23 protein-coding genes are annotated in these 19246 nt (G+C 68.6%); 6 read left to right on the plus strand and 17 right to left on the minus strand.

What is annotated here, in order from left to right:
- The first annotated feature begins 29 nt into the window (after positions 1-29).
- Positions 30-530 carry a GNAT family N-acetyltransferase gene (locus tag ACFOSH_RS32550; RefSeq protein WP_378243472.1) on the plus strand — a complete coding sequence of 167 codons (501 nt, stop codon included), beginning with the start codon at positions 30-32 and terminating at the stop codon, positions 528-530.
- A gap of 226 nt (positions 531-756) precedes the next feature.
- Here ACFOSH_RS32550 and ACFOSH_RS32555 read toward each other — a convergent pair whose 3' ends face one another.
- Together ACFOSH_RS32555 and ACFOSH_RS32560 are read right to left on the minus strand one after the other, a co-directional pair.
- Positions 757-1044, minus strand: coding sequence for a hypothetical protein (locus ACFOSH_RS32555; RefSeq protein WP_378243474.1), 288 nt, complete (start codon positions 1042-1044; stop codon positions 757-759).
- A gap of 26 nt (positions 1045-1070) precedes the next feature.
- Positions 1071-1823 (minus strand): AraC family transcriptional regulator, encoded by a 753-nt coding sequence (locus tag ACFOSH_RS32560; protein ID WP_378243476.1) that lies wholly within the window; start codon positions 1821-1823, stop codon positions 1071-1073.
- Positions 1824-1874: 51 nt separating this feature from the next.
- On the opposite strand from ACFOSH_RS32560, the gene ACFOSH_RS32565 reads away from it, so the two are divergent.
- The gene (locus ACFOSH_RS32565; RefSeq protein WP_378243593.1) at positions 1875-2438 is read left to right on the plus strand and encodes a class I SAM-dependent methyltransferase; all 564 of its coding nucleotides are present in this window, start codon (positions 1875-1877) and stop codon (positions 2436-2438) included.
- Between the two features lie 241 nt (positions 2439-2679).
- Here the strand turns inward: ACFOSH_RS32565 and ACFOSH_RS32570 are convergent, their stop codons facing one another.
- Positions 2680-3804 carry an alkaline phosphatase family protein gene (locus ACFOSH_RS32570; protein ID WP_378243478.1) on the minus strand — a complete coding sequence of 375 codons (1125 nt, stop codon included), beginning with the start codon at positions 3802-3804 and terminating at the stop codon, positions 2680-2682.
- A gap of 51 nt (positions 3805-3855) precedes the next feature.
- Here ACFOSH_RS32570 and ACFOSH_RS32575 point away from each other — a divergent pair, with 51 nt between their 5' ends.
- Together ACFOSH_RS32575 and ACFOSH_RS32580 are read left to right on the plus strand one after the other, a co-directional pair.
- Complete coding sequence (locus ACFOSH_RS32575) at positions 3856-4071, plus strand: FmdB family zinc ribbon protein (protein WP_378243480.1); 216 nt, start codon at positions 3856-3858, stop codon at positions 4069-4071.
- 97 nt (positions 4072-4168) lie between these two features.
- Positions 4169-5089 (plus strand): mechanosensitive ion channel family protein, encoded by a 921-nt coding sequence (locus ACFOSH_RS32580; RefSeq protein ID WP_378243482.1) that lies wholly within the window; start codon positions 4169-4171, stop codon positions 5087-5089.
- Between the two features lie 34 nt (positions 5090-5123).
- On the opposite strand, the gene ACFOSH_RS32585 is transcribed toward ACFOSH_RS32580, so the two are convergent.
- A complete protein-coding gene (locus tag ACFOSH_RS32585; protein ID WP_378243484.1) occupies positions 5124-5507 on the minus strand; it encodes a DUF6401 family natural product biosynthesis protein in 384 nt (127 codons plus the stop codon).
- Positions 5508-5571: 64 nt separating this feature from the next.
- Positions 5572-6690, minus strand: coding sequence for a trans-sulfuration enzyme family protein (locus tag ACFOSH_RS32590; RefSeq protein ID WP_378243486.1), 1119 nt, complete (start codon positions 6688-6690; stop codon positions 5572-5574).
- Between the two features lie 59 nt (positions 6691-6749).
- Here ACFOSH_RS32590 and ACFOSH_RS32595 point away from each other — a divergent pair, with 59 nt between their 5' ends.
- Positions 6750-7223 carry an Lrp/AsnC family transcriptional regulator gene (locus tag ACFOSH_RS32595; RefSeq protein WP_378243488.1) on the plus strand — a complete coding sequence of 158 codons (474 nt, stop codon included), beginning with the start codon at positions 6750-6752 and terminating at the stop codon, positions 7221-7223.
- Between the two features lie 6 nt (positions 7224-7229).
- Here the strand turns inward: ACFOSH_RS32595 and ACFOSH_RS32600 are convergent, their stop codons facing one another.
- The 12 genes from ACFOSH_RS32600 to nucS form a co-directional block, all read right to left on the minus strand.
- Complete coding sequence (locus tag ACFOSH_RS32600; protein ID WP_378243490.1) at positions 7230-8063, minus strand: hypothetical protein; 834 nt, start codon at positions 8061-8063, stop codon at positions 7230-7232.
- A 10-nt stretch (positions 8064-8073) separates the two neighbouring features.
- Positions 8074-8439, minus strand: a complete 366-nt coding sequence (locus tag ACFOSH_RS32605) for a hypothetical protein (protein ID WP_378243492.1) — start codon at positions 8437-8439, stop codon at positions 8074-8076.
- A 128-nt stretch (positions 8440-8567) separates the two neighbouring features.
- The gene (locus tag ACFOSH_RS32610) at positions 8568-10343 is read right to left on the minus strand and encodes a 3-hydroxyacyl-CoA dehydrogenase family protein (RefSeq protein ID WP_378243494.1); all 1776 of its coding nucleotides are present in this window, start codon (positions 10341-10343) and stop codon (positions 8568-8570) included.
- Positions 10344-10439: 96 nt separating this feature from the next.
- On the minus strand, positions 10440-11114 hold the full coding sequence (dhaM, locus tag ACFOSH_RS32615; RefSeq protein ID WP_378243496.1) for a dihydroxyacetone kinase phosphoryl donor subunit DhaM: 675 nt from the start codon (positions 11112-11114) through the stop codon (positions 10440-10442).
- Entirely contained in the window at positions 11111-11734 is a 624-nt protein-coding gene (gene dhaL, locus ACFOSH_RS32620; RefSeq protein ID WP_378243498.1) for a dihydroxyacetone kinase subunit DhaL, read from the minus strand. Before dhaL ends, dhaM begins: the two co-directional genes overlap by 4 nt.
- The gene (gene dhaK, locus ACFOSH_RS32625; protein WP_378243500.1) at positions 11734-12735 is read right to left on the minus strand and encodes a dihydroxyacetone kinase subunit DhaK; all 1002 of its coding nucleotides are present in this window, start codon (positions 12733-12735) and stop codon (positions 11734-11736) included. Before dhaK ends, dhaL begins: the two co-directional genes overlap by 1 nt.
- Positions 12736-12802: 67 nt before the next feature.
- Positions 12803-13801: a DUF3558 domain-containing protein gene (locus ACFOSH_RS32630; RefSeq protein ID WP_378243502.1), complete on the minus strand. Its 999-nt coding sequence runs from the start codon at positions 13799-13801 to the stop codon at positions 12803-12805.
- Between the two features lie 47 nt (positions 13802-13848).
- On the minus strand, positions 13849-14115 hold the full coding sequence (locus tag ACFOSH_RS32635; protein WP_378243504.1) for a hypothetical protein: 267 nt from the start codon (positions 14113-14115) through the stop codon (positions 13849-13851).
- A 10-nt stretch (positions 14116-14125) separates the two neighbouring features.
- Positions 14126-15823, minus strand: coding sequence for a sodium:solute symporter family protein (locus ACFOSH_RS32640; protein ID WP_378243595.1), 1698 nt, complete (start codon positions 15821-15823; stop codon positions 14126-14128).
- Positions 15824-16116: 293 nt separating this feature from the next.
- Positions 16117-16893, minus strand: a complete 777-nt coding sequence (locus tag ACFOSH_RS32645) for a hypothetical protein (RefSeq protein ID WP_378243506.1) — start codon at positions 16891-16893, stop codon at positions 16117-16119.
- Positions 16894-16936: 43 nt separating this feature from the next.
- Complete coding sequence (locus ACFOSH_RS32650) at positions 16937-17758, minus strand: patatin-like phospholipase family protein (protein ID WP_378243508.1); 822 nt, start codon at positions 17756-17758, stop codon at positions 16937-16939.
- Positions 17759-18005: 247 nt separating this feature from the next.
- On the minus strand, positions 18006-18665 hold the full coding sequence (gene nucS, locus ACFOSH_RS32655) for an endonuclease NucS (RefSeq protein WP_378243510.1): 660 nt from the start codon (positions 18663-18665) through the stop codon (positions 18006-18008).
- 37 nt (positions 18666-18702) lie between these two features.
- On the opposite strand from nucS, the gene ACFOSH_RS32660 reads away from it, so the two are divergent.
- Positions 18703-19242, plus strand: a complete 540-nt coding sequence (locus ACFOSH_RS32660) for an NUDIX domain-containing protein (protein WP_378243512.1) — start codon at positions 18703-18705, stop codon at positions 19240-19242.
- Positions 19243-19246: the final 4 nt, after the last annotated feature.

The raw sequence follows: 19246 nt of genomic DNA on the forward strand, positions 1-19246 counted from the left end.
TGTCGTACCCCCGCGCTACCGTCAGATCCGTGCTGACAGAGATCAAGACGGAGCGGCTGCTGCTGCGAAGGCTGCGCGAGGCGGATCGCGCGAACATCGTCGCGCTCCAGGCCGATCCCGATACGAACAAGTTCAACCCGGTGCCGCACACCGTCGAGGGTTCGGACGAGCTTTACGACGCCTGGATGAAGCAATGGGCCGAGCACGGTTTCGGCTATCTCACGGTGTCCGCTTTGGACGAACCCGAGGTGATCCTCGGTTTCGGCGGCGTCCGGTATCACGAATGGAACGGCGAGCGTGTGCTGAACCTCGCGTACCGCTTCTGGCCGTTCACCTGGGGCAAGGGCTATGCGACGGAGATGGCGGCCGCCGTCGTCGAGTGGGCGGAGCGGGAGATCCCCGACGTGCCGGTGATCGCCAACATCATGGTGTCCAACGAACCGTCCGTCCGGGTCGCCGAGCGGCTCGGTTTCAAGATCCACACGGAGGAGGACTTCGAGGGCGAACCTTCACTGCACCTGAGGCGCTGAATCACTTATTCGGGCCGAAGGGCAAGGTGTCTTGTCGGTCGGGGTGAAGGAGACTTTCGTCGCGTCGCACGCCGGGAAGGTTCCCATCGAGACGTTGAACGTCTTGAAGGGGCCCTTCAGGACACGACGTCGAGTCACCGAACCCCAGGGTGCCCCCAATGCCACATTCGGCGCACACTTTCAACGGCAAGCCACGTTTGCCTTACCCCTCGAACAGAACACTGAGTCACCAGCGGCCTGGCCGTCGCCGGGATCGCGCGTCCCAGCACGCCTTGTGCCAATGGCGGCGGTCTGCGACCCCGCCGGTGTCGTCGGCGGGCCAGACGACCAGATGCGGGGTCCCGGGCCGGATCTCGTGGTCGCAGCCGGGACAGCGGTAGTCCTTGGTGGCCTGTGCGCCGGGCACCGTCCGGACCAGCCATTCGCCGTCGCCTGCCGATTCGGAGCGCGCCCATCCTGTCGACGCGCCGAGGTCGGGGCGTCCACCGCGTTCGGGCCGGTTACGTCGAGGCACCCCGGAACCGTAACCGGAGGCCTGGTTCAGCCGCCGAAGTAGGCGCCCGGGGTCACACCGACGGCCTTCCGGAAGGCGAAGACGAACGCGCTCGGCGAGGAGTAGCCGATCCGGCGGGAGACCGCTGTCAGCGGCATGCCCTCGGCGAGCAGCGGCAGCGACGCGCGGAGCCTGGCCTGGACCCGCCACGCACCGAACGTCGTCCGGCACTCGGTCAGGAACAACCGGGCGAGGGTGCGTTCGCTCGCGCCCGCGTCGTGCGCGAAGTCCGCGAGGCCGCGGCGGTCCGCCGGAACGGCGATCACCGCCCGCGCGACGGTCAGCGCCCTGCAGTCGGACGGCATCGGCACGGTGATCGGCACGACGTCGACGGATTCGAGCAGGTCGAAGGCGACGGCTTCGGCCCGGCGGCGCGCTTCGTCGGCGAGGCCGGCCGCGCCGAGGTGCTCCAGCAGTTCCCGCAGCAGCGGCCGGACGGCGACGAGCGTCGGGGTGGTCCAGTGGACCGGGCACCGGTCCTGAGCGGCGTAGATCCCCCGCAGCACGGTCTGCGCGGTGGCACCGGTCCGGTGGACGACACCGGCGGGGATCCACAGTGCCCGCGTCGGCGGCAGCACCCAGTGCCGCTCGCCGACGTTCACGCTCAGGATCCCCCGCGCCGCCCAGGCGAGCTGGTGGCCGTCGTGTTCGTGCCACGGGAGCCAGGTGCCCGCGGGCAGATCCATCTCACCGAGCACCATCGCCGTCGGCATCGGAGGAAGGAGTCCGATTTTCGACATCACTTGGCAGCCTATCGCCTACCGGTCACCGTTAGCTTCGGATTCATGCCGATGAACCTGGTGCACCGCAAACTCTGCAGTTCCGCGCTGTGGGCGAAGGCCGTCGCCGCCGAGATGCCGGGCAACGTCGCCGGCTTCGACCTCGGCGACTCCGTGCTGGAGATCGGGCCGGGGTTCGGCGCGACCACCCGGGCACTCGTCGGGCTCGTCCCGCGGCTCACCGCCGTCGAGATCGACGAGGCGTCGGCGGAGCTCCTGAAACGGGAGTTCGACGGCCGGGTGCGGATCGTCCAGGGCGACGGCGCGGCGATGCCCTTCGAGGACGGCGAGTTCTCGGCGGTCGTCTGTTTCACGATGCTGCACCACGTGCCGACGGCGGCGCTGCAGGACTCGATCTTCGCCGAGGCGTTCCGGGTGCTCCGCCCCGGCGGCGTCCTGCGCGCGATCGACAGCCTGGAGAGCTTCCCGTTCCGGCTGCTCCACATCGGCGACACGATGAACACGCTCGACCCGGTTTCGGTCTGGCCCCGGCTCACCGGCGCCGGGTTCACCGACATCAAGGTCGATCACGTCCCGAAGCGCAGCATCAGGTTCTCGGCCCGGAAGCCGGCCTGACGCGTTTCGTCTTGAGGGCGTCGGTACAGCTGGTCGTGAGTGGCAAGTGGGGTTAGAACGACACTTGCCACTCACGACCACCTGTACCGACACGCCACCTGCCCCTCACCCCGCCAACGCCCCGGGTCGCTCGCCCCAGGTCGCTCGCCCCAGGTCGCTCGCCCCACCCCGATCCCGGGACACGGCGCCTGGCCTGGGGTGCGACAGGACCACGAACTCGTTCAGTCCCCTGAATGCGACGTCAGCCGCGCGCGAGGACCAGGGGGACGAGTTGTTCGGCCGGGGTCAGCGAGCCGTGCTGACCGACCAGGGAGGACTCGACGGCCTCGGCCAGTTCCCGTACGAGCCCGAACCGTCCCTTCGCCGCCACGACCACGTCGCCGATGCGCGGCCGGACCCGGTCGGCGACAGGCCCGAACCAGCCCGCGTCGACAGCCTCGTCGCGCGAGAGGGTCCACGCCCGGTCGCCGATCACCTCGCGCCAGGCCGCCAGGACGTCGGCCTCCGCCCCCGGTTCGCTGTAGACGTGCCGTGCCCGGACCTCGCCCCCGATGGCCCGGACGCCGTCGAGCAGCGCGGGGGTCTCGTCGATGTCGAGCGCACCCTCGACGGTCACCATGCCGTGGTCGGCCACGACCGCGAGCAGCGCACCGGGCGGCAGGCCGTCCACCAGGGACTCGACCAGCCTGTCGACGTGCCGCAGCTGCATCCGCCACGGCGTCGAACCCGGTCCGTAGATGTGACCCAGCATGTCGAGTTCGCTGTGATAGCCCCAGCAGAACGCCGGCCGTGCTTCGAGGCAGTGCAGGATGCAGGCGGCCAGGTCGCCGAGCGCGTGGACGCCCACATAGCGGGCGCCGGACTGGGTCGCGCGGGTCAGCGCGGTGTCGGCGAACTTCGCCGAAGACACCACGCTCGTCTTGATCCCGGCGGCCGCCGCGCGTTCGAACGTCGTCGGCAGGGGTTGCACCTCGCGCGGCGGCAGCGCACCGCGGAGATCGCCGCCGTCCACATGACTGGTCCAGCGCAACGCGTTCAGGACGCCGGCGCCCGGGACCTCGAAGCTGTAGCCGACCAGGCCGTGCTCGCCCGAGGCCAGCCCCGTACCGATGGCGCCGAGACCGGCGGACGTCGTCGCCGGGAAACCGACCCGCAGCGGCGACTTCGCCAGTTGCGTGAGCACGGGTGCATCGGCGGCGTGTCCGGCCAGCAGTTCCCAGCCGAGACCGTCGATGAGCAGGACGCAGGCGCTGGACGCCTCGGCAAGGCTCAGCGAGTTGGCGAATCCCGCGGCGCCGAGGGCGGAGAGCACGGACGGGACGACTTGGCCGAGATGCGGCACGTGCGCCGCGACAGGCAGTTCCACCCGGCCAGCTTGCCATCCCGAAGCCCGGAGGGAGATGGGATAATGCCGGACATGCCGACTTACGCCTACCGCTGCCGCGAATGCGCCGGGACCTTCGAACTGCTGCGGCCGATGAGCGAGTCCGGCGCGCCCGCGCCGTGCCCGGACGGCCACCAGGACACCGTCAAGCTGCTGACCACCGTCGCGCTGACCGGCTCGGCGTCCGGTCCGGCCCCTGTTCCCGCAGGTGGAGGCGGCGGTTGCTGCGGAGGCGGCTGCTGCAGCTGACCACTCGTTCGGGTGGCCCCAGGTGTGATGGGCCATTCGGCGGGTACCCCCTTCCCACCAGTCTGGAAGCTCCAGTGGTGGGAAGGGAGAACGTCCAGTGGCCACATCAGCACTGGCGGCCGTCGATTTCGGTCAAGGCGTGTCCAGCGCCTGGAGTTCGGTCGCCACCTTCGTCCCGAAACTGCTCGCGTTCCTGGTCATCCTGTTCATCGGCTGGCTGATCGCCAAAGCGATCGCCAAGGCCGTGAGCATGGTGCTCGAGAAGGTCGGGTTCAACCGGCTCCTGGAGCGCGGGGGCTTCAAACAGATGCTCGCGCGGAGCCAATTCGACGCGTCGGACATCATCAGCAAGATCGTCTACTACGCCATCCTGCTGATCGCGCTGCAGTTCGCGTTCGGCGTGTTCGGCCCGAACCCGGTGAGCTCGCTGCTCAACGACATCGTCGCCTGGTTGCCGCGCGCCATCGTCGCGATCGTCATCGTGGTGATCGCCGGCGCGATCGCCAAGGCGGTCAAGGACCTGGTGGGCAACGCCCTCGGCGGCGTCTCCTACGGCAAGGTGGTCGCCACCATCGCCTCGGTGTTCATCTGGGGCCTCGGTGCGATCGCCGCGTTGAATCAGATCGGCGTGGCCACCGCGGTCACGCTGCCGGTGCTGATCACCGTGCTCGCCACGGTCGGCGGGATCGCCGTCGTCGGTGTCGGCGGCGGCCTGATCAAGCCGATGCAGCAGCGCTGGGAGACCTGGCTCGGCCGGGCCGAGGCGGAGATCCCGGCCGCGAAGGCGCAGGCCGAGGCCTACCAGCGCGGCCGTGAGGACGCCGGTCGTTCGGGCGATGTGCCGACCGAGCGGACCGTCACGCAGCAGCCGGTGTCCGCCGGACATCACGCGGCCGACCCGAACATGACGGGTCAGCCGCAACAGTTCCCGCCCAGCCAGGGTCAGGTGCCCCCGCGCCAGGATCCCGGCCAGCGGCCCCCCGGTGGGTCAATGCCCCCTCCGCCGGAGTACCGCTGACCTTCCACGGGAGCGGGTGGGGCGTCCGGCCGCCCTACCCGTTCCCGGTCGGCCGGGTCCGCTGGTCGTCCATCGCGGCGGCCAGCGAACACACGCCGACCAGGCGAGCGGTCAGCCAGTCACTGGTGCCCCAGGCGGACAGGTCGGCCGGGGCACGGAACGTCCAGCCCTTGGCCTTGGCCTCGTCGAGCAGCCCGCGCGAGTAGCCGGCGAGGAGCACGACCCCGGCGACCGCCGCCGAACCTTCGACCCCGGCCGCGAGGATGTCGCGCACCGCCGCCGAGTGCTGATCGAAGACGGCCGAAAGCCCGGGAAGAGCCGCCGCCGCGGTCAGCCCGGCCACACCGATCTGCTGGTGCAGCCGGGAAAGCGTGCTACGAGCCGAAGATTCCACCCAGGACGAGACCAGATCTTTCACCCGGCCAGGTTAACCGGACCGGGCGATTTGTCGACATCCCGGTGACCATGATCGCAGTGCTCTCTCAGCAGGCCTTGAGCGCCTGATCCAGGTCGTGCCACAGATCCTCTACGTCCTCCAAGCCCACCGACATGCGGATGAGCCGGTCGGTGACGCCCGCGCCGCGCCGGTCTTCCTCGGCGACGATCCGGTGGCTGATCGACGCGGGATGCTGGATGAGCGAGTCCACGCTGCCGAGGCTGACGGCCGGGGTGATCAGCCGGACCGCGCCGATGAGCGCGTGCGGATCGCCGTCGACCTCGAACGCGATCAGCGGGCCGCCGACGCTCGGGTAATGCACGGCGCTCACGTTCGCGTGACCGCGCAGCCGCTCGACGAGTTCGGCGGCCGTCGCGGACGCGGCGTTGACGCGCAACGGCAGTGTCGAAAGACCGCGAAGCAGCATGTACCCGGCCAGCGGGTGCAGCACGCCGCCGGTGGCGAAGCGGATCTGCCGCAGCATCCCGGCGTCTTCGGCGCCGCACGCGACCACGCCGCCCATGACGTCGCCGTGACCGCCGAGGAACTTCGTCGCGCTGTGCAGGACGAACCGGGCTCCGTGGCGTCCGGGCCGCTGGAGCACCGGAGTCGCGAAGGTGTTGTCGACCAGCACCGGGACCTCGCCCGCGGCGCGCACGATCCCGGCGATGTCGACCTCGCGCAGGGTCGGGTTCGCGGGTGTTTCGAGCAGCACCAGCCCGGTGTCGGGGCGCAGCGCCGCGGCGACGTCTTCCGGATCGGCCCAGGTCACTTCGGTGCCGAGCAGACCGGACGTGAGCATGTGGTCGGTGCAGCCGTAGACCGGCCGGACGGCGACGACATGCCGCTTGCCCTGCGCGACGGCGGCGAGCAGCGAGGCCGACACCGCGGCCATGCCGGTCGCGAACGCGACGGCGTCTTCGAACCCTTCGAGCTCCGCCAGCGCCTTCTCGAACCGCTCGACCGTCGGGTTGCTCAGCCGCCCGTAGACCGGGAGCCCGGACAGCGATCCCGTACTGGCGAATTCGTCGATTCGGCCCGACTCCTCGACGCTGTCCCGCGACGGGTAGGTCGTGGACAGGTCGAGCGGAGCGGCGTGGACGCCGAGGTCCGTGAGATCGTCACGGCCGGCGTGGACGGCTCGGGTGCGCAGCGTTGCGGTCATACTCCAGATGGTGCGATTTTCTCCGGATACAACGCAATATCCTCGGATATCATTCGCAGATGTCGGATTCTGTCGAACTGAGCACGGTGGACCTCCGGATTCTGCGGCTCCTGCAGAACGACGCACGGATCTCGAACAAGGATCTGGCGGCCGAGATCGGCGTCGCGCCTTCGACCTGCCTCGACCGCGTCAACCGGCTTCGCGAGCTCGGGGTGATCACCGGCCAGCGGGCCGAGGTGGACGCCGCCAAACTCGGCCGCCCGCTCGAAGCGCTCCTGTTCGTCCAGGTCCGCCCGCACCGGCGGGACCTGGTCGACTCGTTCGTCGAGCATCTGCTGGCCCTGCCCGAGGTCCGCGCCGTCTACCACCTGACCGGTCCGGACGACTTCCTCGCGCACGTCGCCACCGCTTCGGCGACCGAGCTGCAACGGCTGGTGCTCGACGAACTGACCGCCCGCGACGAGGTCGCCCGGGTGCACACGAACCTGGTCTTCCAGCATTGGAGCGGGGGACCTTTGCTCCCGCCGGTCTGAGCCGGGTCAGTCGATGCGGACCTTGACCGGATGCGTGATGTCGGTGGGGCAGGTGAAGATGTTCAGCACCTCCTGGCGGGAGAACGACCAGCCCGCCGGTTCGTCCTCGGCGACCTCGCACCCACAGCCGACCTCGTGCTCCTCCGTGGACAGCGCGATCGTCTGCCGCAGTTCGGCGCCGCACTCCCGGCAGCCCAGGTCGGCACGATCGGAGGTGTACCAGGCCGTCCAGCCGCCGATCTTCGAGTACTGGTTCAGCTCGGGCCAGCCCTCCGGGTCGGCGCCCGCGCCCTCGGGGATGCCGAGGGCGGCGCGGGTCTCCGGCGGGAAGTCGCAGAGCCGGGGCAGTTCGTCGATCGAGCACGGTTCGAAAACGCAGGGTTTCGGCAGGTAGGAGGCTTTGGCGTCCTCCGGAGCAGGCAGCGGCTCCGCGATGTCCCCCACCTCGCCGGAATCGCGCCAGACAAGCCGGACCGCGGGCCCCTGGTGGTACGGGCTGTTGTGCTCCAGCGGGCAGAACAGGATCTGCAGGACGTCGGTGCCCTCCGGGAAGGGCAGCTCCGGAAAGTCGTCGCGGAAGAACTGCGCCGCGCTGACCATCGCCGGAACCGGCTCGTCGAGCGGATGCCCGCCCAGCCACGCGTCGTCGGACGCGTCCGGGTCGGGGGGCCAGGTCACCGGGCATTCCGGCCATGGCTCGTCCGACGGCCAGAGCAACGGGCCGCCGAAGTGGCTTTCGTCGGGGCGGGGCTCGCCCGCCGCGGGGTGCAGCCGGATGGCCGTCCGGACCAGGTCGTTCAAGCCGGGGATGGGCACCCCGTCGTATGTCAACTGACGCACCCAGGGGAGCTTAGAGGTCCGGCAGCGGATCTTCAGGTTTTGCCACATCTCGCAGGATCTCCGCGTCGGCGGCGTGGACCACCGAGACGTACTCGTCGTCGATCTCGTAGACGATGCCGTTGAACTTGAACCACGGGGTGGTCGCCGTTTCGACCGGCCCGATCCGATGGTTCCGCAGCGTCGTCGAGATGACGCGTTTCGGCGACTTCCTGCTCAACCGGCCCGTGGACAGGATCGTGATCGTCTTGCGGGTCACCGCGATGAACACGCAGGGATTGGCGCTGCCGAAGATGTCGGCCGGGAACACGTAATGGATCTCGTCGTCCGGATCGAGAAACTCCCTGATCCGCTTCCTGACCCCCGAGGAGACTGGCATGTACCCAAGCTACCGACGCCTGGCTCCGCGTCGCCGGGACAAGTGTCATGAAAGGGTCGTTCAGGACGAAAAACGTCTTGAACGACCCTTTCATGACATCCGGGACGGCGTCCGCGCGCCAGAGAGACCTACCGGGCCGAGTAGTCCTTGAAGCCCTTCCCCGTCTTCCGGCCGAGCCGTCCGGCGGTCACCAGGTGCTCCAGCAGCGGCGCGGGCGCGAAGCCCTCCTCCCGGAATTCGTTGAACAGGGTCCGCTGGATCGCCAGCGAAACGTCGAGCCCGACGACGTCGAGCAGTTCGAACGGGCCCATCGGCAGGCCGCAGCCCACCTTCATCGCGGTGTCGATGTCGTCGGCCTCCGCGTAGTGCGCTTCGAGCATCTTCACCGCGTCGTTCAGGTACGGGAACAGCAGCGCGTTGACGATGAACCCGGCCCGGTCGCCGCAGTGCACGGGGTGCTTGCCGACGGCCGCGCAGACGGCGTCGACGGTCGCGATCACGTCGGGCGCGGTGGCGATGGTCGAGACGACCTCGACGAGTTTCATCACCGGCGCCGGGTTGAAGAAGTGCACGCCGACCACGTCCGAAGGCCGCGACGTGGCCGCGGCGCATTCGATGACCGGCAGGGAGGACGTCGTCGTCGCCAGGACCGCGCCCGGTTTCACGACGTCGTCGAGCGCGGCGAAGACGGCCTGCTTGACGGCCAGGTCCTCGGCCACCGCCTCGACGACGAGGTCGACGTCGGCCAGTTCGTCGAACTCCACCGCGGGCGAGATCCGGCCGAGCGCGGCGGCAGCGTCCTCCTCGGACAGTTTGCCCTTGACGACGGCCTTGTCCAGCGACTTTTTCACCCGCGCGACCGACGCGGCGGCCTTCTCCGCGCTCCGTGCCCGCAGGATGACCTCGTAACCGCGTTTCGCGAACACCTCGACGATGCCGGTCGCCATGGTCCCGGTCCCGACGACGCCGACCTTGCGCACTTCCCGCGGCGCCACGGTGTCCACTGTGGACTTCGTGACCGCGTCGGTCACCGTCGGCGAATCGGGCTCGTCGTAGGTGTAGAAACCCTGGCCCGTCTTCCGGCCGAGCAGCCCGGCGGTGATCATCTGCTTCAGCAGCGGCGCCGGCGCGTGCAGCCGGTTGCGCGACTGGTGGTACATCGTGTCGAGGATCTCGTACGCGGTGTCCAGCCCGATGAGGTCGAGCAAAGCCAAGGGCCCCATGGGATAGCCGCAGCCGAACCGCATCGCCGCGTCGAGATCCTCACGGGTGGCGTAGCGCTGCTCGAACATCCGCACGGCGTGGTTGAGATACCCGAAGAGCAGCGCGTTCGCGATGAACCCGGCGCGGTCGCCGATCACCACCGGCGTCTTGCCGAGACGTTCGGCGAACGCGACGACGTCGGTGATCACGTCGGGTTCGGTGACGACGGTGCGGACGATCTCGACCAGTTTGAGGATCGGCGCCGGGTTGAAGAAGTGCATCCCGACGACCTTGCCCGGCCGCGCGGTGCGCACGCCGATCTCGGTGATCGACAGCGAGGAGGTGTTCGAGACGAAGATCGTGTCCGGGCCGGTGATCTTGTCCAGCTCGGCGAAAACGTCGGTTTTCGCTTCGAGGTTCTCCGGAATGGCCTCGATCACCAGGTCCACATCGGACAGTTCGGTCAGCGACGTGGTATACCGGATCCGGCCCAGCAACGCGTCCCGGCCGTCGGCGTCGAGTTTGCCGCCGGACACCGCCCGTTCGGTCGAATGTTCCAGATGGCCACGGCCCCGGTGCACGCCGTCGTCGTCGATCTCGACCGCGACGACGGACACACCGCTCCTCGCGAGCACCTCGGCGATCCCGGCGCCCATGGTGCCGAGACCGATTACTCCCACACTCGAGATTTCCCGCGCCACAACCGGCCTCCGGAGGTTACTCGTCGGTAGTTTCTCCGATCGTGCCATGCCGGGGCGCGGAAAGCAGCCGCTGTCACCCTCCGAATCGAGTAAGTGTCACTCGCCGAAGTTCTGGTCGACGAGGTCTTTGACCTTGGTGAGCGCTTCCTCGGCCTGCGTACCCCTGGCGCGGACCTCGATCCGGTCGCCCTGACGTGCGCCGAGCGCCATCAGCGCGAGCACGCTGTTGGCGTCCGCGGTCTCCTCGCCCAGCCGCACGGTGACCTCCGCGTCGAGACCCGCGATGCTCCGGACCAGGACGGCGGCGGGCCGCGCGTGCAGTCCGACGTCGTTCCGCAGCGTGAGCTCGACACTGCTCTCGCCCTCCTGCGCGCCGCTGTCGAGCGTCAGATCGGGTGGGGCACCGGCCGAGGCCGCGGCATCGGCGACGGCCTGGCGATCCGCCCCGCCCTGCGCCGCGACGGCGGCGGCGATCGCGCCCTCGACGAGCGGCGCGTCCACGACGACCGCGGCCGACGGGTCGGCGAGCGATTCGACGGCGAGGTCCGCTGTCATCTGCGCGCTGCCCAGGTCGTACAGCAGGACGACGCCCGCCCCCGAATCCGCGCGTTGCGTCGCGGCGACGACCTCGTCGTAATCCGTTCCGATCCCGCCTTGCGCCAGGCCGCCCGCCGCCACGATGGTGACGTCCGGCGCCATCTGCGCGGCGAGTTCCGCGAGTCCTTCGGCGATTTTGGCGCTGTGGGAGACGAGCACGATTCCGACGCTCACTTGGCGGCCTCCGCGAACGCGCGCAGCAGCAGCGCCGTCGAGCGGGCGCCGGGGTCCATATGCCCCTTCGCGCGCTCGCCGAGGTACGACGCCCGGCCCTTGCGCGGCACGAGATCCACAGTGGACTCGGCGCCCTTGTCCGCGGCGTCGGCGGCCGCGGTCAGGACCGCCGCGAGGTCCTCACCGGAGGCCTCCTCCGCGGCGGAGACGGCCGGGATCAGCGCGTCGACCATGGTCGCGTCTCCCCCGACGGCCTTGCCCCGCGCCTGCACTCCTTCGAGCGCCGCGCGCAGGGCCTCGACGAGCAGCGGACCGTCCATTTCGGCCGCGGTGCCCAGCTTGACCGACGCGCGCAGGAAAGCCGTGCCGTACAACGGGCCCGCCGCACCGCCGACCTTCGAGATCAACGTCGTGGCGGCCAGTTTCACGACCGCGGCCGGGGTTTCAGGACTCGCGGTGTCCAAAGCGGACACGATGGCGGTGAACCCCCGGTCCAGGTTCTCGCCGTGGTCGGCGTCGCCGATCGCGCGGTCGAGGTCGACCAGTTCGGCGCGATGCTCGGCGATCACCACGGCGGCCGCCCGCAAGGCGGCGGCGAGCGTCTCGGCGGTGCAGGCCATCAGATTCCCCACCTCAGGGCCGGGGTGTTCACCGGCGCGTCCCACAACTCGGTCAGCTCGTCGTCCAGTTTCAGCAACGTCAGGCTCATCCCCTGCATCTCGAGGCTGGTGATGTACGGCCCCACCAGGCGCCGTTCGACCACGATCCCACGCTCGGCCAGCAGCCGCTCGGCGATCCCGTGGGCCAGGTACAGCTCGACCAGCGGGGTGCCGCCCATCGAGTTCGTGAACAGCAGGACCTTGTCGCCCTCACCGAAGGGCAGGTCCGTGACGATCGCTTCGACCATGCGGGCGACGAGTTCGTCGGCCGTCACCACCGCTGTCCGCTCGATGCCGGGTTCGCCGTGGATGCCGATGCCGAACTCGATCTCGTCGTCGGCGAGGTCGAAACTCGGCTCGCCCGCGTGCGGCACGGTCGGCGCGGTGAGCGCGACGCCGATCGAGCGGACCTGGCCGATCACCTTGCGCGCCAAGGCCTCCACCGCGTCGAGCGCGTCGCCTCGTTCGGCGGCGGCACCGGTGATCTTCTCCAGCAGCACCGTGCCGCCGACGCCGCGACGGCCGGCGGTGTAGGTGGAGTCCTTGACCGCGACGTCGTCGTCGATGACCACGCTGCGGACGTCCAGCCCCTCGGCGGCGGCGAGTTCCGCGGCGGTCTCGAAGTTGAGCACGTCGCCGGTGTAGTTCTTCACGATCAGCAGCGCGCCCGCGTCGCCGGTGGTGGCCTTGACGGCGGCTTCGACGGCGTCCGGCGTCGGCGAGGTGAACACCGGGCCGGGGACGGCGGCCGCGAGCATGCCCTGCCCGACGAAGCCCCCGTGCAGCGGTTCGTGCCCGGAACCACCGCCGGAGATCACCGCGACCTTGCCCGCCACGGGCGCGTCCACGCGCACCACGATCGCCGGGTCGTCCTCGACACGCAGGATGTCCGCGTGTGCCGCGGCGAGGCCGCGCAAGGATTCCGCGACCACCGTTTTCGGGTCGTTGATGATCTTCTTCAAGGTGGCCTCCGGCCGTCGGCGGGTGGGGTGTCCCCTTCCTACCTCTCCCGGCCGGATGCCGCCAGGTTCAGGGCTTCGGCAGCTTGGAGATCACCGATTTGGCGATCTTGGTGGCCTTGCCGCAGGACGCCGCTTCATCCTTCTTCTCGTCGTAGTTCTTGTAGATCACACTGACGATCTCGACGCCCTCGTCGGCCCACGGCTTGTGCTGCCACTCGATCTTGCACTCGGCGTCGCCGGTGGTGCCGACCTTCTGGTACGCGGCCATCCCGTCGATGTCGATCTTCTTGGTCCCGTCGCGTTCCTCCGGCGGCAGGCCGTGGCGGAAGCCGATGGAGATCCGCGGGTTGGAGCCCGGGGTCCAGTCGCAGGAGTGGAAGCTGCTCAGCGAGGTCGCGCCGTGCGGCACGACCTCGGCGAGGACGGCGGGGTCCGCGACGGCGCACGGGTCGACGGTGGTCAGTGAGCCCGCGCCGGCGGGGAACTTCGCCGGCGACGCGTGCAGGCTCTTCACGGCCTTGGCCGCCACCGCCCGCCCGGTCGCGCAAGGGTCACCACCGTCGTAGGTGACCAGGAAACTGATCCCGCGCTCGGGTTTGCGCAGCGTCATGATGCCGATGTCGCAGCTGTTGCCGTCCTTGTTCTTCCGCTCGATCTGCGGCAGCCCTTCGACCGCCGAGACGACCGCGTTACTGGCCGAAGAGAAGGTCGACGAGCCGATGTCGATACTGACCGAGAACTTCTTGCCACCGGCGTCGGTGGCCTTCCCGGTGCAGGTGCCGAAGGAGGTGAGCGACGGACGCGGGTCCTCCGGGGTGCCGAGGCCGCTCAGCACGTCCTTGCCCACCAGCGGGCACGGGTCGATCGTGCGCATCACCGCGGGGGTGACCGCCGGGTCGTTGATGTCCCCGCTCGGCACCTCACCACCGGAACCGGCTTCGGCGGCGGCGGTGGTGCGGGCGAAGTTGGACTTGCCGAGGTTCTGACCGCAGGCCGACAGCACGCCGAGCGCGGCGACCAGGGCCAGCACGGACGCGATCCGGCGACGTCGAGCGTTGAGCAGCACGAAGTGCACGGTAGCCGGACCGCCCCGGCGCTGTCCGGACAACCCGGCTATTCGCCGTCCTCGCCGGTTTCGGACGTGGGCGGCACCACGATGGGCCGCAGCTTCGCCCACAGGACGAACAGCAGCCCGAACACCAGCATGCCGATGCCCGCCCACAGGTTGATCCTGACCCCGGCGGCCTTGGCCAGCTCCTCTTCGGTGGTGAAGCCGATACCCATGATCGTGAGCACCAGGCCGTAGCCGCCGATGAGCAGGGCGATGATCAGCCGGATGTCGAAGACGCCGGCCTTCTTGGGAGCTTGGGACGCAGCCATCTCCGGCCTCCTAGAAGATGATGTTGAGCGCGATGGTCAGGATCAGCACGATGCCCGCGAGCAGGCCCGGCTTGCGGTACCAGCCCGCGTCGTCGCCGGTCTCGTCGTGCTTCAGCGACTCCTTCGGGGTGAGGGAGTAGACGAGGCCGACCAGCTGTGACTCCGGCTTCGGCGCGGTGGCCAGCGAGACCCCGACGCTGACCGCGATGTCGACGACGAACGCCGTACCGGCGGCCACGAAGCTGATGCCCTGCCCGGTGAGCCCGAGCACCCCGGCCTGCGACAGCAGCCACACGGTGATCGCGGACGCGGTACCGGCGACAAGGCCGACCCAGCCCGCCGTCGGCGTCATCCGCTTCCAGAACATGCCGAGGATGAAGGTGGCGAACAGCGGCGCGTTGAAGAAGGAGAACAGGTCCTGCAGGTAGGTCAGGATGTTCCCGGAGTTCGACGCGATGAACGCGGTACCGACCGCCAGCACGGTGCCGGCCGCGGTGACCACGCGGCCGAGGCGGAGGTAGTAGCCGTCCGACTCGTTCTTCTTCACGTACGACTGCCAGATGTCGTAGGTGAAGACGGTGTTGAACGAACTCAGGTTCGCCGCCATCCCGGCCATGAACGACGCGAGGAGACCGGCGATCGCGACGCCGAGCATGCCGTTGGGCAGCAGGTCGCGCATCAACAGCAGGATCGCGTTGTTCGCGGTGACCCCGCTGGGCGCATCGCCGCCGTCGAGCAGGATCTGCTTGTCCTGGACGTACTCGGACACGGTGACCGCGGCGATCATGCCGGGGATGATCACGATGAACGGGATCAGCATCTTCGGGAAGGCGCCGATGATCGGCGTCCGCCGCGCGGCCGACATGCTCTTCGACGCCATCGCGCGCTGGACCTCGACGAAGTTCGTCGTCCAGTAACCGAACGAGAGCACGAAACCGAGACCGAAGACGAGGCCGAGGACGGAGAGGAAGCTGTTGCCGAAGCCGGTGAGGTTGTCACCCGGCCAAGAGGACAGCTGCGCCTCGCCGCCGGGATCCGCGCTGAGCTTGTCGACCAGGCCCTGCCAGCCGCCGACCTTGACCAGGCCGACGATGGTCAGCGGCAGCAGCGCCGCGACGATCACGAAGAACTGCAGGACCTCGTTGTAGATCGCGGCGGACAAGCCGCCGAGCGCGGTGTAGGAGAGCACGACCACGGCCGCGACGAGGATCGACACCCACAGCGGCCAGCCGAGCAGGAGGTTCACCACGCTGGCGAGCAGGAACAGGTTCGCGCCGGCGATGAGGATCTGCGCGCTCGCGAAGCTGATGCCGTTGACCAGGTGGGCGGGTTTGCCGAACCGGCGGAGCATGAACTCCGGGACACTGCGGACCTTCGAGCCGTAATAGAACGGCATCATCACGATGCCGAGGAACAGCATCGCCGGGATCGCGCCGATCCAGAAGTAGTGGACGGTCGGCAGGCCGTAGAGCACGCCGTTGGCCGACATGCCCATGATCTCGACCGCGCCGAGGTTCGCCGAGATGAAGGCGAGGCCGGTGACCCAGGCGGGCAGCGAGCGGCCGGAGAGGAAGAAGTCAAGGCTGCTCGAGACCGACTTTCGCGCCATGTACCCGATGCCGAGCACCAGTGCGAAATAGAAGGCGAGCAGGACGTAGTCGATAGGACTCGCGTCGAGCCGCAGATTCGCATCGGCCAGCACGTGCAACCGACCCACCTCCATAGTGAAAATGTTCACGAGAAACGCCGGTATCGCGTCAATCGCGGACCATACTGCATGGATTCAGGAACGGCAGCGCGGGTGGGTGACGACTGACCGGAAGTGTCTGTTTCGGGGCGGTTCTTGACAATTCCCGTCCTGTCGCCGCCGGATCGTCACGCGTTCATCGCCCCGGTCCCGCGTCCGCCGCGCGACGCCGGCTCTTCACCGCCGGGCCGTCAGGTCAGCGGAAAAGGGCCGCTCCGCATCCGGAACAGCCCTTTCCCGTGACCGGTGGGGGTTTACCGGTCCGTGGGCAGGCCTACTTCGCCGTCCTCCTTGATCAACCGGGCGAGGACGTCGTCCGGCAGGTACGTGCGGTGTGGGTAGCTCGGACCCCACGAGTTGAGGAACGGCACGGCGCCGAGTTCGTCGGCACGCGGGTTGCCGAGGACCTCGTGCACCTCGTCGACGGTCTTCGCCCAGCGATAGGCCTGGATACCGTTCTTGACGTCGGGCGTGTAGGCGGCCCGCTTGACGTAGTCGTCACTGGCGTAGGCCTCGGCCCACGTGACGTGCCCCAGTTCGAGCAGCACCTCGGCCGCCGCGCGGACGGACGTGCCGTTGTTGTCGCCGGGATTGGTCTCTTCCCATTCGTCGCGCAGCTTCGCCTGGTCCCACAGCCACCGCGCGGCGTAGAGGTCGCCGTTGAACAGCGTCATGCAGCGCGACCAGCCGAAACCGACGCAAGCACCTTCCCTGCCCTGGTCGTAGAAGGCGTACTGGGTGTCGCCGTCGGCCGATTCGCCAGGTTCGAGGCAGACGCAGTGCCCGCCGCGGATCTTGGTGAGCGACTTCGCGCCGCCCTTCGCGACGAAGAACTCGCCGGACTTCTCGTCCTTCTCCGGTACGTCGAATTCCTTGTACCAGTTGACGCCGATGACGACCGGTGACCGGGTGGGCCGGTCCTCGGCGGCCAGCGCGGTCAGCGGATAGCTGTCGACGTGGCGCCAGTCATCCGGGACGAACCGGCCGAGGCGGCCGTCCGCCGGGTCACTGCCGATCGGGCGATAACGCATGGGATCCTCCTATCCCTCATCCCACCGGAATACCGCCGGCGAGTCACTGCGGCACAATCTTTTCCAGAAACCTCCGCACGGCCTCCCGCCCGTTTTCGAAGAGGCGCTTCTTCTCCTCTTCGCCGAGCCCGAAGTCGACGGCGGAAACGCCGGTCGTGTCGACGCACACCGTCCGCCGGTTCACACCTTCCTCGTGCGACCGGTAACGATTCCAGTCCGAAAGCAGGGTTTCGAGCGAACCGATGGCGATCCGCAACGCGCTCTTCACCGGTTTGTCCCTGCCGCCCACGGGTTCACCGGAAAGCTTCACGCCCCAGGTCGGCCACCGCGGCTCCTTCGTGTCGGTCCGGTCGAAGACGGTGATCGGGAAGTTCGACAGCAGACCGCCGTCGACCCAGGTGACCGTGCCCTCGGGGCGGACGCCGAACTGCACCGGCCGGAAGTAGAACGGGATCGACATCGACGCGCGAACGGCGTCGACGATCTTTTCCTCGCCAGGATCACGGCCGTACTGGGAGTAGTCCCAAGGCAACCGGACGAGCACGCGGCGGGTCAGGTCGCTGACGTGGACGACGAGCGAATACCGTTGATACGGAAGCAAAGTACTCTCGGGATCCTCGATCGCGAGATCTGCGAAAGTACGCACGTCCACCTCGTCGAGCACCGGGGTGAGCCATTCGGCGAGATAGTCACCGGTGTGCATCCCGTCATGCAAGAGCAGGTCGACCCCGTCGCCGATCGGGCCGGCGATCCGGGGAAACGAATAGCCGGCTTCGTGCAACTCCAGCACCGCGCCCAGCAACGCGATGCCTTTGACGCCGCCGCCTTCCAGCACCAGATCGACGCACTTCGGAGAATCAGCCATGGCACATCACCCCTGCACCCACGACCGCCGCAGATCGGCGGTACCCCTCGCGGAAATCGAGTGTGGCACAACGCGAGACCGAGCAATCCGGCGTTCACCCGAATGGCACAGAAACAGCTGGTTCTTTTGCAGGACGAGTCGAGTTCGTTAATTTCTCGCCGCCCTTTTGGGCATTCTGTGGTGCGGGAAAGAATGCAGATACAAAACCGAGGACTCGATTGGATCTCGACTCTTCAGCGAAGTTGGCTCAGAACAGGCGAAACTCGTCCGACTCGATACCGCGCAGCGCGTCGTAGTCCAGCGTGAGGCACCGGATGCCCCGGTCCTCGGCCAGCACCCGGGCCTGCGGCTTGATGAGCTGCGCCGCGAAGACGCCCTGCACCGGCGCCAGCAGCGGGTCGCGGTTGAGCAGTTCGAGGTACCGCGTCAACTGCTCGACGCCGTCGATCTCGCCGCGCCGCTTGATCTCGACGGCGACACTGGCACCGTCGGCGTCGCGGGCCATGATGTCGACCGGCCCGATCGCGGTCGGGAACTCCCGCCGCACCAGGGTGTAGCCGTCACCCAGGGTCTTGATGTGCTCGGCGAGCAGTTCCTGCAGGTGCGCCTCGACGCCGTCCTTCTGCAGTCCCGGTTCCGCGCCGAGTTCCTGGGCGTGGTCGTGGAAGATCTCGTCGATCTTGATGACGAGCTTCTCTCCCTGTTTGTTCTCGACGATCCACAGCTTGCCGTCCTCGATCAGCCAGCACGGCGGGCTCATCCAGTTCAGCGGCTTGTAGGCGCGGTCGTCCGAGTGCACGGACACCGAGCCGTCGGCCTTGACGAGCAACAGCCGGGTGGCCATCGGCAGATGGGCGGTCAGACGGCCGGCGTAGTCGACCTGGCAGCGAGCGATCACTAGGCGCACCACGCGAGGGTAGGACAAGCATGGCGATACTATGCGCATGGACCCCGTTCAGCGTGTCAGCTCGCGTGAGGTGTACCGGAACAACTGGATGACCGTGCGCGAGGACGCCGTCCGGCGGCTCGATGGTTCCGAAGGGATCTACGCGGTCGTCGACAAACCCACTTGCGCGGTGATCATCCCCTTCGACGGCGCCAGGTTTCACCTGGTCGAGCAGTTCCGCTATCCGCTAGGGCTGCGGCGCTGGGAGTTCCCCATGGGCACCGCCCCCGATCGGGCCGACGTCCCGCCACCCGAACTCGCCGCCCGCGAACTGCGCGAGGAGACCGGGCTGCTCGCGGGTTCGATGGCCGACCTCGGCGTGACCGACGTCGCCGCCGGTATGTCGAGCCAGCGCGGGCGCGTGTTCCTGGCCACCGACCTCACGCAGGGTGAGACCCAGCGCGAGGTCGAGGAGCAGGACATGCGGACGGCGTGGTTCGAGCGCGAGGAGTTCGAAAAGATGATCGCTTCGGGTGACATCACCGACGCGCAGACGCTGGCCGCCTACACGCTGCTGCTCATGCGCGAACGCCTCTGACCTG

This window comes from Amycolatopsis speibonae, assembly GCF_042647925.1.
Lineage (GTDB): Bacteria > Actinomycetota > Actinomycetes > Mycobacteriales > Pseudonocardiaceae > Amycolatopsis > Amycolatopsis speibonae.

What these genes read in the sequence shown, in the direction of transcription:
- ACFOSH_RS32575 (WP_378243480.1), top strand. Translation starts at nt 3,856, where the DNA reads ATGCCGACTTACGCCTACCGCTGCCGCGAATGCGCCGGGACCTTCGAA.
- ACFOSH_RS32590 (WP_378243486.1), bottom strand. Translation starts at nt 6,690, where the DNA reads ATGACCGCAACGCTGCGCACCCGAGCCGTCCACGCCGGCCGTGACGAT.
- ACFOSH_RS32560 (WP_378243476.1), bottom strand. Translation starts at nt 1,823, where the DNA reads ATGTCGAAAATCGGACTCCTTCCTCCGATGCCGACGGCGATGGTGCTC.
- ACFOSH_RS32605 (WP_378243492.1), bottom strand. Translation starts at nt 8,439, where the DNA reads ATGCCAGTCTCCTCGGGGGTCAGGAAGCGGATCAGGGAGTTTCTCGAT.
- ACFOSH_RS32650 (WP_378243508.1), bottom strand. Translation starts at nt 17,758, where the DNA reads ATGGCTGATTCTCCGAAGTGCGTCGATCTGGTGCTGGAAGGCGGCGGC.
- ACFOSH_RS32565 (WP_378243593.1), top strand. Translation starts at nt 1,875, where the DNA reads ATGAACCTGGTGCACCGCAAACTCTGCAGTTCCGCGCTGTGGGCGAAG.
- ACFOSH_RS32595 (WP_378243488.1), top strand. Translation starts at nt 6,750, where the DNA reads ATGTCGGATTCTGTCGAACTGAGCACGGTGGACCTCCGGATTCTGCGG.
- ACFOSH_RS32660 (WP_378243512.1), top strand. Translation starts at nt 18,703, where the DNA reads ATGGACCCCGTTCAGCGTGTCAGCTCGCGTGAGGTGTACCGGAACAAC.
- ACFOSH_RS32635 (WP_378243504.1), bottom strand. Translation starts at nt 14,115, where the DNA reads ATGGCTGCGTCCCAAGCTCCCAAGAAGGCCGGCGTCTTCGACATCCGG.
- ACFOSH_RS32645 (WP_378243506.1), bottom strand. Translation starts at nt 16,893, where the DNA reads ATGCGTTATCGCCCGATCGGCAGTGACCCGGCGGACGGCCGCCTCGGC.
- dhaL (WP_378243498.1), bottom strand. Translation starts at nt 11,734, where the DNA reads ATGGCCTGCACCGCCGAGACGCTCGCCGCCGCCTTGCGGGCGGCCGCC.